7 protein-coding genes are annotated in these 21,826 nt (G+C 75.2%); all 7 read right to left on the bottom strand.

The genetic code is table 11. The annotated features are described in order from the left end of the window. Window position 1: 1 nt before the first annotated feature. The 7 genes from IE271_RS10430 to IE271_RS10400 all read right to left on the bottom strand — a co-directional run bounded on the left by IE271_RS10430 (window position 2) and on the right by IE271_RS10400 (window position 21,734). On the bottom strand, window positions 2-1,294 hold the full coding sequence (locus tag IE271_RS10430; protein ID WP_190189946.1) for an NAD(P)/FAD-dependent oxidoreductase: 1,293 nt from the start codon (window positions 1,292-1,294) through the stop codon (window positions 2-4). A gap of 34 nt (window positions 1,295-1,328) precedes the next feature. Then, window positions 1,329-2,183, bottom strand: a complete 855-nt coding sequence (locus tag IE271_RS10425) for a 4'-phosphopantetheinyl transferase family protein (RefSeq protein WP_190189945.1) — start codon at window positions 2,181-2,183, stop codon at window positions 1,329-1,331. 16 nt (window positions 2,184-2,199) lie between these two features. Continuing rightward, window positions 2,200-3,990, bottom strand: a complete 1,791-nt coding sequence (locus IE271_RS10420; RefSeq protein WP_229919235.1) for an acyl-CoA dehydrogenase family protein — start codon at window positions 3,988-3,990, stop codon at window positions 2,200-2,202. 19 nt (window positions 3,991-4,009) lie between these two features. Next, complete coding sequence (locus tag IE271_RS43275; protein ID WP_190189944.1) at window positions 4,010-5,695, bottom strand: acyl-CoA dehydrogenase family protein; 1,686 nt, start codon at window positions 5,693-5,695, stop codon at window positions 4,010-4,012. Continuing rightward, window positions 5,692-7,311: a PfaD family polyunsaturated fatty acid/polyketide biosynthesis protein gene (locus IE271_RS10410; protein WP_190189943.1), complete on the bottom strand. Its 1,620-nt coding sequence runs from the start codon at window positions 7,309-7,311 to the stop codon at window positions 5,692-5,694. Before IE271_RS10410 ends, IE271_RS43275 begins: the two co-directional genes overlap by 4 nt. 25 nt (window positions 7,312-7,336) lie before the next feature. Next, a complete protein-coding gene (locus IE271_RS10405) occupies window positions 7,337-14,716 on the bottom strand; it encodes a beta-ketoacyl synthase N-terminal-like domain-containing protein (protein ID WP_190189942.1) in 7,380 nt (2,459 codons plus the stop codon). Between the two features lie 79 nt (window positions 14,717-14,795). Continuing rightward, a complete protein-coding gene (locus tag IE271_RS10400) occupies window positions 14,796-21,734 on the bottom strand; it encodes a type I polyketide synthase (RefSeq protein WP_190189941.1) in 6,939 nt (2,312 codons plus the stop codon). Window positions 21,735-21,826 lie beyond the last annotated feature (92 nt).

Genomic DNA, 21,826 nt, shown 5'->3' with positions numbered 1-21,826 from the left:
GTCAGCGGCCGCCCAGCTCCCGCAGCAGCTGGGCGGCCGCCTCCTTGCCGGAGGAGAACGCCGCCTCGTGCGAGCCGATCTGGTCGTGGTACTGCTGCTTGGAGTGGAAGTAGGAGCCGCAGAGCTTCACCCGGGTGCCCTCGTTGACCCGGTAGATGGTCTTCTGGGCGTCGCGCATCGCCATGTCGATGACCGGGTGCTCGTAGCGGAAGGTGCGGATCACCGAGTCGGGGCGGACGTCCAGCGGGTAGTCGAGCGTGACGATGTAGTCGGTCTCCGACTCGAAGCCGTGCAGCTTGTTCATGTAGTACGCCACGTAGGTGCGCGGCCTGCCGTCCAGCGTGACCTTGCCGTAGTTCCACGCCTCCCAGCGGGAGCGGTCCTCGGGCAGGACGGAGGTGTCGGTGTGCAGGACCACGGTGGAGGCGTTGTAGCGCAGCGGGGCCAGCAGCTCGCGCTGGGCCGGGGTCGGGTTCTCCAGCAGGTCGCGGGTGGTGTCGGCGTGGGTGGCGACGACGGCGTGGTCGAAGCGCTCCTCACCGGACGCGGTCCGCACCAGCACCCCGTCCCCGTCCTGCCGGACGCCGGTGACCGGCTCCGACAGGCGGGCCTTGGGATCGATCGCCGCGATCGCCTTGCGCACGTAGGAGACCGAACCGCCGCCCACGGTGCGCCAGTCGACGCGCTTGCCGCCCAGACCGCCCTCGTCGTGGGCCATGAAGAAGGCGATCACCGTGGTCGCGGGCATCTCCCAGATCAGCTCAGCCGGCACCGACCACACGGCGCTGCACAGCAGGATGAAGTAGCCGTACCGGAACTCCTGGCTGTAGCCGTTGCGGTCGAGGTACTCGCCCATCGGCATGTTCGTCCGCTTGCGGAAGAAGTCCCGGCGGCCCTCCTCGTGGAACCGGCGGGCCTCGCGGAAGACGGTCCGGAAGTGCTCGGGGTAGCGGTCGCGGACCTCCTCCTCCGGCAGATCGATCTCGTCGCTGCCGAACTGGATCCCGCTGTCCTGGTCGAAGAAGTTGAAGCCGCTCAGCAGCCGCTTGCGTTCGACCCCCAGCTCCTCGAAGAAGGCGCTCAGGTTCGGATAGGCGGGCTCGTTGAAGACGACGAACGCGGTGTCGATGCCCAGGGTGCGGCCCGCGTCCCGCACCTCCACGGTGTTGGCGTGGCCGCCGTAGTGGTCCTCGCGTTCGAACAGGGTGATCTGGGCGTGCTCGCGCAGGGCGTAGGCGGCGGAGAGGCCGGCGACTCCACCGCCCACGACGGCGATGCTGGGCTTGTCGGACATCGGAACTCCTTGTGAACAGGGGTGGCAGGGGGCGTCAGCCGGACAGGACGGTGGTGCGCAGTCCCGCCGGTCCGGCGTGCTCGGTGGCGACGGCCACCACGTGGTGCGGGGTCGGACGGATCAGGTCGAAGTGCCAGTGCTCGGCCGGCCGTTCCGGGTCGTGCAGCCGGACCGGGGGAGCGGACGGGCGGGTGAAGGCGAAGGAGGACGGCTCGCGGCGCAGCCCGGTGCCCAGCGCCTTGAGGTAGGCCTCCTTGAGCACCCAGTACTCCGCCACGCGCGCGGCCCGCGCCGGGCCGTCCGCGACGGCCGCCAGGTCGGCCCGTTCCCGCCCGGCGAGCAGCCGCGGCAGGTACGTCACCGCGTCGGCGCCCGCGGGGCAGGTCTCGGCGTCCACGCCGCAGGCGCGGCCGCGGTCGGTGACCACGCAGACGATCAGGCCGTCGGTGTGCGAGACGTTGAAGCGCAGCCCGGAGCCGGCGGGCAGGACCGGCTCGGGCCTGCCGTCCGCGGTGGTGCGGAAGCGCCACGAGCCGGCCGGACGCCCCGAGAACGCGCTCAGCGCGTGCCGGGCCAGCAGCCGCCCGGCGACGCGGCGCAGCCGGACGTGCGGCGCGAGCGCCCGTTCGCACCGGGCCCGCTCGTCGTCGTCGAGCAGGACCGTACCGCCCAGCCGGGCGACGAACGCCTCGGCCGCGGACTCCGGCAGGAGCCACAGGCGGCGGTCGCCGGACGAGGGCCGGCCGTCGGCCGCGACGTGCTCGGGGCAGGCGCGGCACGCCGTGTCGCCGATCGCCGTGTGCCCGGGCCGGGCGGGCGCGGCCGGGCCCGGGCCGGTCCCGCCGCCGGTGGCCGGTCCGGCCGGCCGGAGGTCGTGAGGGGTGCGCATGCGACGCTCCGAGGGGTCAGCGGCGGGCCGCGGACAGGTCCCCGCGCTCGGCGAGCGGGAACTGCCAGTAGGAGAACAGCCGGTTCTCCCGGTACAGGTGCCGCAGCACGCGCATCACCTCGTCGACGACCGCCGCGTCGGTGACGGCCTCGTGCGGGCGCAGGTGCCGGCGCAGCCGCTCCAGCTGCAGGAGCAGCAGCGCGCCGCTGGGCAGCGGGTCGTCCAGCGCGGCGGCGGAGTGGACGTGGGTGTGCACGCAGGCGGCGGTGGCGTGCAGCAGGCAGTACTCCTTGGCCAGGTCGAACAGCTCGGCGGACTGGCCGTGGGCGCGGCCGAGCGAGGCCTTGAGCGCCGCGAGCCGCTCCCGTACCGAGACGGCGTGCCCGAGGAGTTCCTCCGCCACGGCGACGGACCGCTCCAGCCACGTACGCTCCTCGCGCTCGGCCTCCCCGGCGAGCCCCCGCAGCCGGTCGAGGGCGGCGGGCGCGGCCAGCAGCGCGTCGTCCCGGCCGCGGCTGAACAGCTCCTGGTCCCAGGGCCGGTACAGCGGCAGCTCGCGGTCGATGCCGAACAGGACGGGCGCCCGCTCCTCCGCCTCCGCGCGCGCCGCCGGCTCCGGCCCGGCGGCCATGGCGAGCAGTCCCTCCAGCTGCAGGGCGATGTTCTTGAGGTTCACCACCGTGTTGCCGTCGGCGAAGTTGGCCACCGGGAGGTCGCGCAGCATCTTCTGGTGGATGGCGTAGTGCGGGTGGTCGCGCAGGTAGAAGCGCGCCCCGAGCACCACGTTGAGCTGCGAGAAGGTGCGCTCCAGGAGCGTCGGCACGAAGTACTTGACCACCGACGACCACACGCTGGTCTGCTCCGGGACCACCTGCAGGGCCCGCACCGCGCCCAGGCTGACCGCGTCGGCGACCATCAGATCGGCGAAGCACTCCGTCAGCTGGCGCCGCGAGTACGGGATGTCGCTGACGGTGGTGCCGAAGACCTCGCGGCCCTCGGTGAAGTCCAGCGTCACCCGCAGCCCGGTGTCCACCGCGGACAGCGCGATCCCGCTGATCAGCGCCCGGGCCGTCTGGGAGGTCTTGAGCGCGATCTCCAGGCCCTGGCCGGGGCGGCCCAGCAGGGCCGAGTCCGGGACGAAGACGCGGTCCAGGCGGAAGCCGCTCATGTCCAGGCCGCGCAGGCCGTGCATGCGCTCGCGCGGCAGCTCGTCCACGGAGCCGGCGGGCGCGCTGCGCTTGTCCAGGACGAACACCGAGTAGCCGCCGGGGCCGCCGCGCGGGTCGGTGCGGGCGTGGACGCTCAGGCCGTCGGAGACCCGGCCGTTGCCGATGAGCCACTTCTCACCGGTGAGCAGCCAGCCGCCGTCGGTCTTCTCGGCGGTGAGCTCGTTGGCGGTCAGGTCGCTGCCATGACGGCGCTCGGACAGGCCCCAGGCGTACCGGGTCCCGCGCTGTACGGCGTCCACCATGCGCCGCTTCTGCTCGTCGGTGCCCGCGATCCAGGCGGGCATGAAGCTGAGGCTGGTGATGATGAAGGCGGTGGCGGTGGTGGGGTCGCGGCGGGCGATCAGCCGCATCAGGTTGAAGCCGATCTCCACGTCGCCGGCCTTGCCGCCCTGGGCGCGCGGCAGCGAGTGGTCCAGGCCGCCCCAGCGCTGGAGGAGATTGACGAACTCGTAGGGGTAGTCCTCGCGCTCGTCGTACTCCAGCACACGGGCGTACGGCATCCGGCTGCCGGTGTCGTGCGGGTCGCCGAGGTGGAGCTCCAGCCGCCGGGCCAGCTCCGTCAGGTCTGCCTTCGGCACGGGTGTTTCTCCCAACAGGTCAAGAGGGGCGGGCGAGTCGGACGGGCAGGGCGGAGAACAGCAGGCCGCGCTCGCGCAGTCCGGCGGTGACGTCGGCCGCGGGCAGCTGGGCGGCCGCCTCGCGGCGCGGGTCCACCCGGTCGGCGCGGGCCAGCAGGTGGGCGAGGCAGGCGCCGAGCCAGGCGGCGGAGCCCGGCTCGGTGCCGAACAGGGACCGCTCGGGGTTGGCCCACCACAGGTACAGGCAGCAGGCCGCCGCGTGCAGCCAGGCGAACCGCTCCGCGAGGTCGGCCAGGCCGGTGTGCCTATCGGCCGCGGCCGCCTCGGCGGGCAGCCCGCCGGCCGCCGAGACCAGCCGCGTGACCAGGTCCGCCGTGCCCGCGTCGCCCTGTGCCGCCAGCCGGGCGAGCGCCTCGGGGGCGACCGTGCCGAGCGCGGCGGTCACGGGGTCGCGTCCGCGGGCGCTGAGGTCGAGGCGCTCGGGCGCGTAGGGCGGGAGCGGGGCGTCCAGGTCGAAGACCCTGCGCACCAGGGACACCGCGTCCCCGGAGTCCGCCGCGCCGACGAGCGTCGGCAGCTGACCGGCGTACGAGCGCAGGTTGGCCAGCGTGCTGGTGTCCACCACCCGCACGACCGCCGCGTCCCGCTGGAGTTTCTGGAACAGGCCGCCGCCCGGGCCCTCGGTGCGCAGCACCGCGCGCGTGGCCAGCACCGTGCCGCAGCGGCGCATCAGTTCCTCGGCGCTCTCGGCCACCACGTGCTTGGCCGCACAGCCCCACACGCTGAACACCTCGGGCGCCACGTGGATGCCGCGCGCCGCGGCCAGCGCGGTGACGTCCGCGGCCAGCAGCGCGGCCGAGGCCAGGGCGAGCTCGCGCCGGGGGTGGGGGGAGTCCAGCACGGTCTGCCGCCCCACCCGGCGCCCGGCGGCGAAGTCCAGGGTGAGCCGCAGCGCGGTGTCGGCGCAGCCGAGGCTGCCCGCCATGCTCATCACCCGCACCACCTGCTGCGCCTTCATCACCGACTCCAGCGCCTGGCCCTCCCGGCCCACCAGCGCGTGCGCCGGGACGGGGAAGCGGTCGAAGCGCAGGTGGGCGAAGTCGATGCCGCGCATGCCGCCGACGGGGACGGCCGGGCCGCGGTCCACGTCCCGCTCCGTCAGGTCCAGCAGCACCGCCGAGAACGCCCCGGGGCCCCGCTCGCCCGTCCGCGCGACCACGTAGACCGCCTCGCACCGGCGGCCGAGGCCGACCAGCCACTTGTCGCCGGTCAGCGTCCAGCCGCCGTCGGCCGGCTCCAGGCGGGCGGCGTTGGCCAGCAGGTCGCTGCCGTGCTCGGCCTCGGAGAGCGCGAAGCCGACCGCGCCGCCCCGGCCGAGCAGGTCGGCCGCGTGTTTCTGCTGCTCGGGCGAGCCGTGCAGGGCCAGGCAGGTCGCGGCGGTGATGCCGAACATCGTGCCGGGCATGACGTTCAGGTCCCGGCGGGCGGCCGTGCGCACCAGCAGCATGCTGCGGTCGAACGACTCGAACCGGCCGCCCCACTCCCGCGGCAGGTAGTTGAGGTGGAACCCGGCCCCGCGCAGCGCCGCGACCAGCTCCTCGGGGAAGGCGTCGCGCTCGTCCCGGGCCACGGCCGCCGCGAACCCGTACGGGTTGGCGCCGTCGTAGGGGTCGCCCAGCAGCTCCTCCAGCTCCTCCGGGCTCATGCCGCCTCCGCCGGCGTGCCCGCGGACGCCTCCAGCGGCACCGGCCGGTAGTCGGCCGCCGAGGCCGGGACGCGCACGCCCGCCAGGCGCAGCTGCGCCAGTCGGGTCTGGAAGGCGGCGCCCCGCATCAGGTGGTGGGCGACGTCGGTGACCTTGCGGTTGCGCGGCGCCTTGAGGTAGCTGGCGGTGACCCAGTCGTTGAAGGCGCCCATCGCGGGGCCGCACCACACCTGGTAGTCCAGGACGCGGTCGGGGTCGCCGACGGTCGACCAGCGCGAGGCCATGCCCAGGTACCAGCGGAAGACCAGGGCCATCCGGCGCTTGGGGCTGTCGGCGGCGCGGGCGAGCTGCTCGGGGTCGCGCCGGGTGAAGTAGCGCACGCACTCCTGCCAGACGTCCTCCAGGGGGCGGCGCAGGATCTGCTGCTCCAGCTTCGCGCGCTCGGCCCCGGGCAGCGCCTCCAGGCCGTCGTAGGTCTGGTACAGCTCGTACAGGCGCTTGGCCCGCATCGGGAACAGGGTGCCCTTCTTCAGCACCTGCAGCTCCACGCCCATCTCGAACATGTCGGCGGCGGGCGCCATCTCGAAGTCCGCGATCCCGGCGTCGGCGAGCAGCGCCTTGGTGGCCTTGGACGCCCCGGACTCCACGCAGGACTGGTTGACGGAGCCGGTGACGACGTAGGCGGCGCCCATGGCGAACGCGGCGGCCACCGAGGTGGGGCAGCCCAGGCCGCCCGCCGCGCCGACCCGGACGGGGGTGGGGTAGCGGTGCTCGTGCTGCACCGCGTCGCGCAGCCGCAGGATGGTCGGCAGCAGCGCGGTGAGCGGCCGCCGGTCGGTGTGCCCGCCGGAGTCGCCCTCGACGGTGATGTCGTCCGCCATCGGCACGTACTTGGCCAGCTCCGCCTGCTCGGGGGTGATGAGCTGCCGGTCGAGGAGCGCGCTGACCAGCCCGGCGGGGGCCGGGCGCATGAAGCGCTCGGCGGTCTCCGGGCGGGAGACCTTCGCGATCACCCGGTGGTCGCAGACGACGGCCCCCGACGGATCGCGGCGCAGCCCGGTGAGCCGGTAGCGGACCACGTGCGGGCTGAGGTTCATGAAGGCGGAGGCCTCCACGCACCGCACGCCGTGCCTGAGGAACAGCTCCACCGCCTCGCGCTCCAGGCGCTCCTCGCTGGGGCTGTGGATGAGGTTGACGGCGTACGGCAGGCCGGGGATCTCCTCGGCGAACCGGGTCAGCGCCTTCCCGATGGTCTCCGGCAGCAGCCCGGCCGCGCCGTAGGAGGCGAGGAACCCCTCGCGGGCCAGCGCGATCACCATGTCGGCGGAGGCGATGCCGCCGGCCATCGCGCCCGCCATGTAGGCGTGCCGGACGCCGTGGGCGGCCAGGAAGGCGGGGGAGCCCAGGTTGCGGGCGGGCAGCGGGGCGGCCGCCGCCAGCAGGGGCAGGCCCTGGCCGGTGCCGACCCGGCCGCCGGAGGCCGCGCCGATGCCGTCGGGCGTCCGCACGACGAAGCAGGGGCGCTCCAGGTCGGCCAGGACGCGGTGGACGCCGGCCGGGTCGGTGCTCGGGCCGCTGCCTCCGTGCCAGCGCAGCGGGGTGGTCTGGGTGTCCATGGGCGGTGGTGTCTCCTCTGGTCCTTCAGGCCTGGTCGCCGGTGTCGTCCGGGCGGACCTCGATGGCCACGTCCGTCAGCTCGTAGATCCGCAGTCCCGGCTTCCACAGGTCGGCGTCGGCGATCACCAGCAGCCGCTCGCCGTCCCGGCGGACCTCCTTGACGTGCACGTCGAAGCTCAGCTCGCCGTCGTGGCGCAGGATCTGCCCGCGGTACTTCCAGCTCATGGGCACCTCGCGGGCCAGGGCGAACCGCGGGCTCGCCATGCCGTCCGCGAGGCCCTCCTCCAGGACGTACAGGCGCAGCGCCTGCAGGACCGCCTCCACGCCGAGGGAGCCGGGCATCACCGGGTCGCGGTGGAAGTGGCAGTCGAAGTACCACTCGTCGGGCCGGATGCGGCGGTGCCCGTGCAGGTAGCCCCTGCCGTGCCGGCCGCCGTCCTCGACCAGGTCGACGTGGTCGACGAGGTGGAAGTGGCCCGCGGGCAGGTGCAGCCGGCCGCCCGAGGGGTCGGTGAACTGCGAAGCGCCGTCGGGCAGTTCGATCCGGCGCACGGCGGAGGGGCGGTGCTGCTCGATCCAGGGCGCGACGTACGCGCCGTTGTCCAGGCCGACCTGGTTGGCGAGCGCGGCCTCGCTGAAGTAGCCGAAGAGGGACTCGCCGGTGTAGAACACCTCGCCGTCGGCGGAGAGCTCGTAGCGGAACTTCTGCAGGACCGCTCCCGACACCGCGCTGGTCATCAGCAGCGTCGAGTGGTGGCGCACGGTCTTTCCGCGCAGGTCGACGTCCTTGACGAGGGTCGCGGTGCCGTCGAGGTTGCGGATGGAGTACTCGGTCTCGGGCTGCTTGAGGGTGGCGCCGAGGTAGTAGCCGAGCAGGATGGCCGCCTGCAGCGAGGTCTCCATGTACACGCAGTTGGGCATGTGCGGGTGGGAGTTCTCGGCGTAGTACCAGGCGTCGGCGGGGGAGTCGTACTCCGTGACCATCTCGGCGCCCGGCTTCAGCTCGCCGCGCACGCCCTCGAGCCGCATGATCCGGTCGACGAACTGGAAGTCGCCGTTGGGGATGTAGGGGGCGCGGCTGTCCTTGTAGACGTCGAACTCCGGTCCCATCGCCGTGCCGAGGTCGCCCTTGGCGGCGTGCGCCAGGTGCAGCTCGTTGATCATGGCGGGTTCGCCGGCGCGGTTGCGGCGGCCCAGGAACTCCGGGACACCGCCGAGCGGGGGCCGGTACGGGGTGCCGTCCTTCTCGCGGATCTGGATGCCGAAGTCGCGCATCCGGATCACCGGCTTGTCGCCCAGGTACACCAGGACGTCGGCGATCACCGAGGGGCGCGGGAGCAGGGTCAGCTCCATGACCTCGATCTCGTAGCGGATCTCGGAGTGCGCGGGCGTGATCTGGCCGCGCACCTGCACCTCGGTCTCCAGCCCGACGATGGTCTGGAAGCGGGCGTCGGGCAGCACCAGGTGCATGCCCTGGTGCAGCAGGTAGGCCTGGAGGGTCTGGACGGCGCCCTCGGCCACCATGGAGCCCGCGAGGACGGGGTCGTCGGGGAAGTGGCACTCGAAGTACCAGGCGTCCGGCTCCAGCCGCTTGTACGCGGTGACGGCGCCGATGCCGCGCGGCCCGCCGGTGCGGTCGATCACGATCTCGTCGACCATGCGCAGCCGGGCGTCCGGCAGCCGCAGCGCCGGGTTCAGGCCCGCGTCCTGGGCGTGGTGCGGCCCGAAGACCTCGCCCGGCCTGCCCTGGGCCAGCAGTTCCAGGTCGGCGGCGGTGAGGTGGTTCTTGTCGGTGTACGCCAGCGGCTTGAACCACGTCTTCGTCAGCTCCGCCCGCCGCCGCCGGTCCTTCTCGGTGATGACGACGCCGAGCGGGGTGTCCAGCTCCGCCTGGCTGAAGAAGCCGGCGCAGGCGTCCTTGAGTTCGAGGATCAGCTCGCCGTCGGCGTAGCAGAGGTAGCTGAAGAAGAACAGCGTGGTGTCGCCCTGGCGGACGAAGCGGTTGATGGAGATGTCGTAGCGCAGGGTCTGCCCGGTGCGCGGCAGGTCGCCGTGGAAGACCAGCTTGCTGTCCAGCAGCCGGTACACGCGCTCGCCCTTGTTGCGGAAGTCGATGCCCAGGTAGCTGATGAGCAGCAGGTCGCACTGGCCGGCCTCGATGGCCACCGCCGGCGGCACCCCGCCGTCGACCGCGTACCAGGCGTCCTCGGGCACGTCGTACTCGGTGCGGACGAACGAGGGCTCGTAGACCCCTGTCTCGGCCTCGAGCGCGGTCACGCGGGTGACGAAGTGGTACGGCGGCGCGGGCAGCCGGACCCGCTTGGCGTAGGCGTCGATCGGCGCGAACTCGGGGCCGAAGACGTCCGCGACCTTGCCCGTGGCGAAGGCGAGGAGCTGCTCCTGGTCCCAGACGACACCGGACGGCTGCGGCGCGGGCACCGGGCGCGCGGGGGCCGGCTCCGCGGGAGGCGGCGGGGACGCGGGGCGCGGCCCGGTGGCGGCCGGGGACGGGGCCGCCGGGGACGGGGCCGCCGGGGACGGGGCCGCCGGGGAGGCGGGCAGGGCGGGCGGTCCGGCGGACGGCCGTCCGCCGACCGGCGCGGGGGCCGCCGCGGGCGGGGCGGCGGGCGCCGCCGGTGCGTCGAGCAGTGCCTCCGCACGCGCCAGGGTCGCCTCCTGGAGCACCCGCTGGGTCTCCATCACGACCGAGTGGGTGGCCACCATCTGCTCGCGGATGTCCCGCACCAGGTCGGCGGCGGCGAGACCGGAGGGCCCGGTGGGGACCGCACCGGCGCCGGACGGGGGCGCGGTTCGGACGGCGGGGGCGGACGGCGCGCCGGGGCCGGCGGGAGCGGGCCGCGCCGGCGGTGCCGGGGCCGTGGCCGCCGGCGCCGGCTCCGCGGCCTCCGGCTCCGCCCAGGGCAGGAACGCGATCGGCTCGCCGTCGAAGGTGATGCGTTCGGCGTCGTCGAGGGTGGGGTCGGCGGGCATGGGGTCGGTTACCTCCAGCGGGACGGCCGCCGCGGGGGCGGGCCGCGCATCCTTGACGTCGGCTGAGGGCGTGGCCGCGGCGCGTGCGGGCACGGGCGCCGTGACCGTGGGCGGCGCGGGCCGCGGCGCGGGTCCCGCGGTGAGGGCGGGCAGGGCCTTCGCCCGCTCGGCGATCCCGGCCGGGACGGGCGCGCCGCCGCCGACCGGCACCCGCAGCCGGGACGGCCGGGCGGCGGTCACCGGGTCGGGGCCGAGCAGCGCGGCCAGGTCGACCGGCAGCCCGTGCGCGGCCAGCCGGGCCGCCAGCTGGGCCACCGAACGGGCGGCGGGCACGCCGCGGCGGTCGGTCGCCACCGCGACGTGCGGCGCGTCGCCGAGGGTGTCGTGGACCCAGCGGGTGCAGGTCGCGCCGGGGCCGGTCTCGACGAAGTACCGGAAGCCCCTGTCGTAGGCGGTGCGCACCAGGCGCGGGAAGTCGACGGTGGCGCGCAGCGTGCGGGCGATGCGCCGGGCCGTCCCGGACCGCTCCAGACCGGTGACGGGGCCGTAGCCGTAGGCGCTGAACAGCTCCAGGTCCCCCGGCGAACCGGTCGGGTGGTCGTTGAGCTCGGCGAGGTCGTCCAGTTCGCCGTCGACGACCGGGCAGTGCATGACCGAGCCGACGGGGGAGCGGGCCGAGGGGCAGCCCAGCTCCTCGATCAGCGCCCGGCACCGCGCCGGGTCGCCCGCGATCACCGCCTCGCCGGGGGTGTTGACGTGGGTGAGGAACACCCGGTCGTGGCGGGCGAGCGCCTCGGTGATCCGGTCCGCCGACTCCAGCAGCACGTAGCTGCCCCACACCTTGTCGTCGGGGGTGTCCTCCGGCAGGCCCCACAGCTCGCGGACGGTGCGGCGCGGGCCGGTGAGCCGGTCGCGGAACAGGGGGGTGGCGCTGATCCGGTCGTCGCGGCGGGCCGAGCGCAGCCAGCCGCCGGTGGCGAACAGCATGCTGGACTCGCCCAGGCTGTAGCCGAAGGCGCCGTGCGCGGGCACGCCCAGCAGGTCGCGGACCAGGTCGGTGTAGAGGATGGCGAAGGTGGTGCCGGTGGCGAGCATGAAGGGGATGTCCTCGCCCAGCTCCGCCTCCAGCGCCATCAGCGCCCGCCGGTCGGGCGTGGTCTGCGTGCGCGGGTACAGCTGCGCGGCGCGGAACATGCGGTCCGGGTCGGTCGCCTCCGCCTCGAAGCGGCTGAGCAGCGAGGGGAAGGCCCGGAACAGGTCCTGGCCGAGCCCGGGGTAGGAGTTGAACGCGCCGGGGTAGACCAGGGCGACCTTGGCGTCGGGACCGAGGGGGCGCGGCGCGAAGCAGCTGCCGGCCGGGGTGGTCCACTCCTCGCCCCGGGCGTACGCCTCCGGCAGGTCGCGGCGCGCCGATGCGAGCTGCTGCCGCAGCTGCGCGCCGTCGCGGCCGACGAGGACCGCGCGCAGCGCGCTGCCCGGCAGCCGCTCGGCGGCGGCGCGGCCCAGCCGGTAGGGGTCGGCGCCGTCCGCCAGCAGCTCCAGGTGCCGGTCCACCTCGGCCAGCAGACCGTCCAGGTCCGCCGCGCCCAGCGGCAGCAGGACGGGGGCACCGGCCCGGCGCCAGTCCGAGGGCACGTCGTCGCCGCGGGTGCGCTCGGCGGACAGCACGACGTGGCCGTGGGCGCCGTCGGAGCCGATCACGTTCACCGCCGCGTACCGGCGGGCGCCCTGCGCGGCGCGCAGCCACGGCCGCGACGCGTCCGGCACGTGGCAGGCGGAGCCCGCCAGCAGGCCGGCCAGCTCGGGGTCGGGACCGCGCCAGCCGGGGACGCCGGGCACGTAGCCGTGGTGCAGGCACAGCACCGCCCGCAGCAGGCCGGCCATCGCGGCGGCGCAGCCCGCGTCGCCGAGCTGGGCCTTGGCGCTGCCGAGCGCGACGGCCCCGGAACCGGCCGGGTACACCCGCGCCAGCGCCTCGAGCTCGGCGGAGTCCTGCGCCGCGGTGCCGCCCGCGTGGGCCTCCAGGTAGCCGACGTCGGCGGAGGTGATCCCGGCGGCGGCCAGCGCCTGCCCGGCGGCCTCGGCCAGCGTGGCGGCGTCGGCCTCCGGCACGGCGCCGTCGACGGGGGCACTGTGCCGCACCGCGACGGCGTCCACGCGGGCGTAGGCGGGCCGCGCGCCCTCGCCGGGGCGGGTGACGACGACCGCGCCGGCGCCCTCGCCGATGCGCACGCCGCGCTGCCCCTCGCCGAAGCTCAGACCGGCGCCGGACACCGGGCGCACGCCGCGCAGCAGCAGGTTCTCCGGCGAGCCCGCGAGGTCCACGGCCCCCACCAGGACCGCCTCCACCGTCTCGTCCAGCAGCAGGAGCTGGGCGATCTGCAGGGCCTCGGCGGTGGCCGCGCCGTCGGAGGAGACGGTGAAGGAGGGGCCGGTCAGGTTCCACAGCGAGGAGATCCGGCTGGCCATGATGTTGCCGATGTAGCTGAGCACCTCGTTGGCGACGATCGGCTCGTGCACCGCGTCGCGGGCGACGGCGGCGAGCGCGGCCCGCTGCTCCTCGGTCAGGTCGAGCCCGGCGTCCGCGTAGGCGCGGCGCAGGAAGTCGCCCAGGCCGTGGCGGGCCAGGTGCAGGTGGGCGCTCGGTTCGATCTCCATCGCCACCACGACGGCGACGCGGCGCGGCCGGGGCGCCTTCTCGCCCTTCGGCACGCCGCGGTCGTACCCGGCGTCGCGCAGCGCCTCGTCGGCGACCTTGGAGACCAGCGCGTGCTGGAGGTTGTAGTTGCGCAGGTCGGCGGGCGGGATGCGGTGGTCGGCCGGGTCCATGTCGACGCGGTCGACGAAACCGCCCTCGGGCAGCGCGGCGCGGGTCAGGCCGGCCCGCTCCAGGGTGCCGCCCGTGACGTCCTCCAGACCGCGCCAGCGGTGCTCGGGCAGGGACTGGAAGGCGTCCGTGCCGTCGTGCAGGGCGCGTTCGAACGCGGCGGCGGAGTCCAGGGTCCCGAAGTGGGCGCCGAGGCCGACGACGTCCAGGGTCGGCGGCACGACGGGGTCGGCCGCCGCCTCGGCGGCGTCCTCGGCGGCGGCCTCCTGGGAGACCACGACGTGGGCGTTGGTCCCGCCGAACCCGAACGCGGACACGGCCGCCCGGCGGGGCCCGGGGCGCTCGTCGGGCCAGGCCCGTCCCTCGCGCACCAGCGGCAGCGCCTCGGTGAGCGGCTGCCGCACCCCGATCGTCGGCGGCACGTGCCCGTGCCCCATGGCCAGGATCACCTTCAGCAGACTGCTCAGGCCCGCCACGGTCAGCAGGTGGCCGAGGTTGCCCTTCACGGAGCCCAGCGGCGGCACCGCGCCGTGGGCGCCGAACCAGGCGGCGACCGACTCGGCCTCCGTGCCGTCGCCCACGGGCGTGCCGGTGGCGTGGCACTCCAGGTAGTCGACCTGCTCGGGGCCGAACCCGGCCCGCGTGTACGCGAGTTCGTAGGAGGCGAGCTGCCCGGCGGGGTTGGGCACCAGCAGGTGGCGCCCCGCGCCGTCGTTGGACAGGCCGATCCCGTCGACGACCGCGTAGATCCTGTCGCCGTCGGCGAGGGCGTCCGCGAGCCGGCGCACGGCGACCATGCCCGCGCCCTGCCCGGTGAGGATGCCGGTGGAGCGGGCGTCGAAGGGCTGGCTCACACCGTTGTCGGGATAGGCCTTCAGGTCGGAGAAGGACAGGTGGATCAGGGTCGGGTCGGGCGCGCACACCCCGCCCGCGAGCACCAGGTCGGCCTGTCCGGCGGCCAGGTGGTCGCAGGCCAGCTTCAGCGCGTACAGGGCCGAGGAGCAGGCGGCGTCCAGGGCGTAGCGGGGGCCGCCCAGGCCCAGCGCGGCGGCGGCGACGCGGGCCGGGGCGCCGCTGACCCGGGCGTCGGCCGGCGACACGGCGGCCGGGTCGAGGAGCGGCGCGGCGGCGGGGGCCGGCCGCCCGGAGCGGCGCAGGCCCTCGAGGACCGCCTCGTGCACGAGGGGCAGGCTGATCCGGGCCGAGGCGGGCGTGGGGAAGGAGTAGTCGCCGATCACCAGGCCGGTGCGGGCCAGCATGTCCGGGCGGTCGGCGTGGCCGCTGTCGCGCAGCGCCTCGCGGGCCACGTGCAGGGACCAGTGGAAGACGCGGTCGAGGCGGCCGATGTCCTCGGCGCGCAGCAGGAACCCGGTGGGGTCGAACGCGAAGTCCGTGACGAATCCGCCCCGTACGCAGGTGACGGCGTGCGCCGGGTCCGCGTCCCGGGCGTCCGCGGCGGCGCCGAAGACCTCCGGGCCGCCCTCCGTGCGGCTGTCGACGCCGGCGCGCAGGTTCTCCCAGTAGGCGTCCGGACGGTGCGCCCCCGGGAAGAGACACGACATCCCGACGATCGCGAACTTGCTCATGGCGGCTGTTTCCTCCGAGGTGCCGGTCCCGGCGGGCGGAACGGGTCCGCCCGCCGGGACCGGCGGTCCGTGGGTCTGCTCAGCGGCTCGCGAACTTGGCGGCCAGCTGCGGGGTGGACACGAGGGACACGTCGGCGAACCGGAGCAGGACCCGGCCGTCGGGGGCGCACGCGGTGACCGTGAGGTTCGCACCGGTGCCGTTCGCCGACACCGGCTCCACCACCACGACGAACGGCTCGCCGTCCGGCAGCGCCTCGTACAGGTCGGCCCGCGCCACCGACGTCGGCAGGCTCGCCGTGCCGCGGTTCAGCCGCATCCACACCAGCGCGGCCTGCAGCAGCAGGTCGGCGGTGCCGGGCGCGTAGCGGCCGCTGCCGAAGGCGCCGCCCTCGGGCCGGTGCTCGTCCAGCGCGCACTCGACCACGAGCCGGGATTCGTCCGACTCCAGCACCCGGCGCAGGCCGCGCAGCGAGGCGCCGTGGAAGAGGGTGCCGTCGGTGTAGAAGCCCTGCGCGTCGGTGCCGCCGCCGAGGGCGGGCAGCGTGGTGATCCGCGGTGCCTCGCCGGCGGGGGCGTCGAGGATCACCCGGGCCGCGTAGTGCGGGCGCGGGCCGCCGTCGCCGCCCACCGAGCGGATCGTGACGTCCGCCTCCCTGCCGTCGGGCGTGGGGTCGACGCCGAGCCGGAACGTGCGGGTGTCGAGGCCCCCGTCGAAGACGACGCCCTTGTGCACCGCGAAGTCCCGGATCTGCGCGACGGTCCGGCCGGTCAGCCGCTCGACGGCGCCCGCGGTCCAGCCGAGGGCCGCCGTCGCGGGCAGCACCGGCGCGTCACCGATGACGTGGTCGGCGACCAGCGGCTGGGAGACCAGCGCGGTCAGGTCCCGCTCCAGGGCGACCGGGGACGCGGGCGCGGTCGCCGCGCGCTCCGACAGGGGGGTGGTGGGGCCGAGCACGGTGACCAGGTCGCCGGCCCGCTCGGGCGCGAACTGCTCGGTGAACAGGCGGGTCCCCGTCCCCTCCGGGATCAGCGTGATGCCGCGCTCCTCGAAGACCGCCTTGATCTGGGGCGACACCATGCCGCTGTCCCAGGCGCCCCAGTTGAGGGAGGTGACGTGGGCCCCGGGGTGGCTGCGCCGGAAGGCGGCGGCCCAGGCGTTGAGGGTCTCGTTGGCCATGGCGTAGTCCGACTGGCCGCGGTTGCCGAAGAACCCGGCGACCGAGGAGAACAGCAGGACGTGGCGCAGCCGGTCGGCCGGCAGGGCGGCGACGACGGACTGCAGACCGCCGAGCTTGACGGAGAGGACGCGCTCGATCTCGGCCGCCTTCTTCGCGGAGATCAGCTGGTCCGCCAGGACTCCGGCGCCGTGCACCAGACCGGTGACCCGCTCCCGGTACGGGGCCAGGGCGGCCGCGGTCGCGGCGGCGTCGGTGATGTCCACCGGCAGGTACTCGACCTCGCTGCCCGCGGCGCGGACGTCCGCCAGGGTCCGCCGGATCTCGCGCTCGCCGACGACCGCCTGGTACAGCTGCTCCACCCGCTTGGGCGTCGGCTTCTCGCCCGTCTGCTTCAGATGGGCGGCGGCGGCCGCCTTCAGCTCGCCCGCGTCGGCCAGGCCGTGCGCCCAGGCCGGCTCCTCGCCCAGCGCCGTACGGCCCAGCAGGAGCAGCCCCGGACGGTGCGCGGCGGCCAGGGCCACGGCGCAGCGCGCGGTGATGCCGCGTCCGCCGCCCGTCACCACCAGCAGGTCGTCGGGGCCGACCGGGACGGCCGGTGCGGAACCGGTGCCGTCGAGGGGCTCCTCGCCCAGGGTGAGCGCGACCCGCCGGGTGCCGTCGCGGCCCACCTGCACCGGGACGCCCGCCGCGTCGTACACCTCCTCCAGGACCAGGCCGGCGGCCCGGTCGGCGTCGAGCGCGGGGGCCAGGTCGACGGCGCGGCAGAAGAGTTCGGGCGCCTCCACCGCCAGGGTCTTGACCAGACCGCCCACGCCGCCGGCGGGCGCGGCGTCCTCCGGGACCCCGGTGAGGCCGAAGGCGCCGTCCAGGCGAGTGACGGTGACGAAGGAGGCCCGCCGGCCGCCGGCCGCCGCGCCGGTCAGCGGGCCGACCAGGTGGCGGGCGACGAGCAGTGCGTGCGCGAGCCTGCGCACGCCCTCGGCCCACGGCAGGCCGTCCGCGGCGGCGAAGCCGAGCACGAGGTGGACCGGCTCGCCGTCCAGCTCCTTCACCCGCGAGGCCAGTTCGTTGGTGCCCCAGTTGGCGAGGGGCAGGTCCGCCGCTCCCTCGACGCGCTGCTCGACGCCGGGCAGGCGCAGGACGCGCACCCGCCAGCCGGCCGTGCGGAGCCGGTCCGCCGTCGCCCGGGCGACCTCGCTGCCGTCGTCCACGAGGAGCGCGGTCGCTCCCTGCGGGTAGGCGTCGACGATCCGGTCCGGGAGCGGCAGGTCCACGAGAGCGGCCTGGCCGCGGCCGATCGCGGCCGGGGCGGCGGCGGGTTCGGCCGTCGCGCTTCCGGTGGTGGCCGGTGTCCGGGGGGCGGGGGTTGGGGAGAGTCCGGTGACGAAGTCGACGATGTCGCCGAGGGTGCGCAGTTCGGCGAGCTGTTCGGGGCCGACGGGGGTGGGGCTGGGGAAGGTTTCCTGGAGGACGCCCATGATCTCGACGCGCTTGATGGAGTCGATGCCGAGGTCGGCTTCGATGTTCATGTCGAGGTCGAGCATGTCGGCGGGGTAGCCGGTCTTCTGGGCGACGACGTCGAGGAGGGCGGCGCGCACGTCGTCCCTGGCCGTCGGGGCGGCCGGGGCGGCGGGGGCGGCCATGGTGATGGCCGTCGCGCTCTCCGGGGCGACCGGGGCCGCGGACCGGGCACCGGTGCCCCCGAGTTCCAGGACGAAGTCGACGATCTCGTTGAGGGTGCGCAGTTCGGCGAGCTGTTCGGGGCCGACGGGGGTGGGGCTGGGGAAGGTTTCCTGGAGGACGCCCATGATCTCGACGCGCTTGATGGAGTCGATGCCGAGGTCGGCTTCGACGTCCATGCCGAGGTCGAGCATGTCGGCCGGGTAGCCGGTCTTCTCCGCCACCACGCCGAGCAGGGCGGAGGCGACCGCGTCGGTGTCGAAGGCGGGAGCGGCGCTCGCGGGAGCCGTGGCGGCGGCGGTCCGCTCGTGGGCCGCGGACCCGCCGAGGCTGAGCACGAAGCCGACGATCTCGTTGAGGGTGCGCAGTTCGGCGAGCTGTTCGGGGCCCACCGGAGTCGCGCTGGGGAAGGTCTCCTGGAGGACGCCCATGATCTCGACGCGCTTGATGGAGTCGATGCCCAAGTCCGCCTCCACGTCCATGCCGAGGTCGAGCATGTCGGCCGGGTAGCCGGTCTTCTGCGCCACCACGTCGAGCAGCGCCTTCGCCACGTCGTCGGCGGAGGGACCCGACGGAGCGGTCCCCTCGGGCCGGGGCGCGGCCGCGGCGGTCGGTTCCGCGGCCGCCGGTGCCGGTACGGGGGCCGGCGCCGGGGCCTGGGCCTCGGACGGGACCGGTCCGGCCGCGGGGGCCGGGGCCGGCGGGAGGGCCGCGGGCGCCCCGGCCCGCGACCCGGCGGCGGGCACCTCGTGCACGGGGGAGGCGAGGACCGCCGGTGCCTGGGCCGGAGGCTGCTCGGCGGGCTCGCTCACCGGTGCCGAGGCCCCCGCCTCCAGCGCGGCCAGGTCCCGCAGGATCTCGTTGGCCCGCAGATGGGTGCGGCCGATGGCCAGGCCGTGCTCCTTGACGGAGGCCAGGCCCGGGACCACCGCGTCGGCGCGGCCCTGCTCACTGGCGCGCTCCAGGAGCCCCATCATGCGCCGGGCGCTGGAGAGCTGGCCGCGCAGGTACTCGTCGTGCAGGGCGAGGTGGTCCGCGATCAGCGAGGACAGCCGGTCGTGGGCCGGCGCGGGGACGGAGGGCTCTTCTGGCACGGACTTGTCCTCCGGGACGTCTGCGGGAACGGGCAGGGGCGCGGACGCCGCCCCGGCCGTCGCCCCCGGCTGCGGGTACCGGCCCGCCGGGGCGGTCGCCGCGGCGGGCTGCGGGGTCTCCTCCGGGCCGGAGGAGGGGACGTGGCGCACGGGGTGCGTGTCCTGGGCGGCCGGCGCCGGCCCGTCGTGCCGGGCGGCCGGTAGCGGCTCCTGCGGGGCCGGCACGGGCACCCGGTAGCCGTTGTCCAGCGCGTCGCGGTACGCCGCCCTGCGGGCCTCGGACACGTGGTTGATGCCGTTCAGCGGCACCGTCATGCCCTTGACGGGCTCGGCCACCGGGGGCGGGGCCACGTAGCGGTCCCGGGTCGCCAGCGGCAGCCCGAGCACGGCCAGCTGGGCCACGGCCCGCTTCAGGGTGAGGTCGGCGTCGCCGCCGCTGCCCGGGTCGAGCTGCACCGCGAAGTGCTCGCGGTCGCCGAGGATGCGGCCGACCAGCCGGGTCAGCACGCCCTTGGGACCGAACTCCACGAAGGTGCGGAAGCCCGCCGCGTACATCTCCTCCACCCGGTCGGCGAACTCCACGGGGCGCACGAGCTGGTCCACCAGCGTGCGCCGGTTGGCCTCGACGTCCGCGCCGTAGGAGGCGCCGGGGGCGTTCGCGAACACCGGACGGCGCGGCTCGCGGATCTCCGTCTCGGCGACCCGGCGGCCGAACGCCTCGACGGCGTGCGCGACGAACGGCGTGTGGAAGGCCGCGGACACCGGCAGCCGCTGCGCCCGCAGACCGGCCGCGCCCGCCGCCTCGACGAACCGCTCCACGGCGTCGGTGGCGCCGCCGACCACGGTCTGGTCGGGGGCGTTGCGGTTGCAGACGGCCAGGTCGGGGTGGGCGGTCAGCAGCTGGTCGAGCTGTTCCCGCGAGGCGGTGACGGCGGCCATGGCGCCCGGGTCGAAGTCCGGGTCGGCGGGCGGGGCCATCGCGGCGCCGCGCGCCCGGGCCAGCGCGAAGTACGTGTCGTCGTCGATCGCGCCGGCGGCCCACAGCGCGGCCAGCTCGCCGAAGCTGTGCCCGAGGAACCCCTCGGCGTCGAAGCCGAGCTCGGTCAGGTAGCGGTACTGGCCGGCCGCCAGGGCGCCGATGGCGGGCTGGGCGTACTCGGTGCGCCGCAGTTCGCTCTCCTGGGCCGCGCGCGTCGCCTCGTCGAAGGCGGGCGGCGGGAAGGCGACCCGGGACAGCGGGCGGTCGTGGTCGGCCCACGCCGCGTTCGCCCGGTCGAAGGCCGCCCGCAGCGGCGGCAGCGCGAGCACCGCGGTGCGGCCGGGCTCGACGTACTGGCTGCCCTGCCCGGCGAAGAGCGCGGCCACCTTGCCGGCCGGCGCCTGCGCGCTGCGGAAGTAGACGCCCTTGGGGTGCGACCAGGACCGCGCCGAGGGCTTGGCGCGCAGTTCGGCGGCGGCGAGCGCGCGCAGTTCGGCGAGCTCCGCGTCGGTGCGGGCCACCAGGGCGAGCCGCGGGTGGCCGTCCGGCGCGGGGACGGTCTTCGGCTCCGCGCCCCCGTCCAGCGCCCGGACCAGACCGTCCACGTCGGGCTCGTGCCAGAGGTGCACCTGGGCGGCGGGGAACATCACCTTCAGGTCGTCGCCGTCGCCGTGCTCCTCCAGGACCATGTGGAAGTTGGTGCCGCCGAAGCCGAACGAGGACACGGCGGCGCGGCGCCGTGGGCGGTGCGGGTCGCGGATCCAGGGGCGGGTGCGGGCGCTGACGTAGAAGGGGCCGCTCTCCCAGTCGATGGCCGGGTTGGGCTTGTCCACGTTGATCGTGGGCGGGAACAGCTTGTGGTGCAGGGCGAGCGAGAGCTTGATCAGACCGGCCGCGCCGGCGGCGGCCTTGGTGTGGCCGATCTGCGACTTCACACTGCCGACCGCGGCGAACCGCCGGTCCTCGGTGTGCTCCGAGACCACCGCCGTCAGGGCGGACAGCTCGGTCGCCTCGCCGACGGCCGTGCCCGTGCCGTGCGCCTCGAAGAGCTCGATGCTGTCCGGGGAGACGTCCGCGTCCTCGTACGCCCGGCGCAGCGCCGTCATCTGCCCCTCCTTGCGGGGCGCGTAGATGGACTTGAAGCGGCCGTCGCTGGAGGAGCCGATGCCGCGGATCACCGAGTAGATCCGGTTGCCGTCGCGCTCGGCGTCGGAGAGCCGGCGCAGCGCCAGCATGCCGATGCCCTCACCGATCAGGGTGCCGTCGGCGTCCTCGTCGAACGGGCGGATGCGGCCGCTCTTGGAGAAGGCGGGCGTCTTGCTGAAGCACAGGTACATGAAGATGGTGTTCTCGGCGTCGCAGCCGCCCACCAGCATCGTGTCCGCGCGCCGCTCCAGCAGGTCGCTGATGCCGGCCTTCACCGCGCCGAGCGAGCTGGCGCAGGCGGCGTCGATCGTCATGTTGGTGCCGCCGAGGTCGAGGCGGTTGGCGATGCGGCCCGCGACGACGTTGCCCAGCATGCCGGGGAAGGAGTTCTCCTCCCAGGGCGCGAAGGCCAGCTTGAACTTCTCCGCGATCTCCTCCGCGTCCCGCTGCGAGAGGCCGCAGGAGCGGACGACCTCCTTGAGCACGGGCGTCTGCAGGCGCGCGGACAGCGGCTGGGTGAGCTGGTTGGCGCCGGTCACACCGAGGACGACGCCGGTGCGGGAGGCGTCGTACCACTCCTGGTCGGCGCCCGCGTCCTTGAGCAGGTCGCGGGCCACGACCAGGCTCAGCAGCTGCAGGACGTCGGTGACTTCGAGGGTGTTCGGCGGCAGACCGAACTCCAGCGGGTCGAACGGGACGGACGGGATGAAGCCGCCGCGCTTGGAGTACGTCTTGTCGGGTACGGAGGGATCGGGGTCGTAGTGCTCCGACACGTCCCAGTGGGTCGCGGGGACGTCCTCGATGCAGTCGGCGGCGGAGACGACGTTCGCCCAGAACTCCCTCAGGTCGCGGGACTTGGGGTACAGGGCGGACAGCCCGACGACGGCGATGGGGTCTCGGGCGAGCCGGCGGTCGAGGTCGGCAGGGTGCGAAGCGTTCACGGCGAGGCTCTCTTGGTCGGACGGCGGGGCCTGGTGGGGCCCGGTCGGTCAGCGGCCCTGCGGGTGACGCGCAAGGGTTGACGAAGGAGGGC

The organism is Streptomyces minutiscleroticus, from assembly GCF_014650875.1.
GTDB classification, from domain to species: Bacteria; Actinomycetota; Actinomycetes; order Streptomycetales; family Streptomycetaceae; genus Streptomyces; species Streptomyces minutiscleroticus.
Note: the sequence above shows the minus strand (reverse complement) of the source record. Positions and strands in the feature narration are given on the sequence as shown.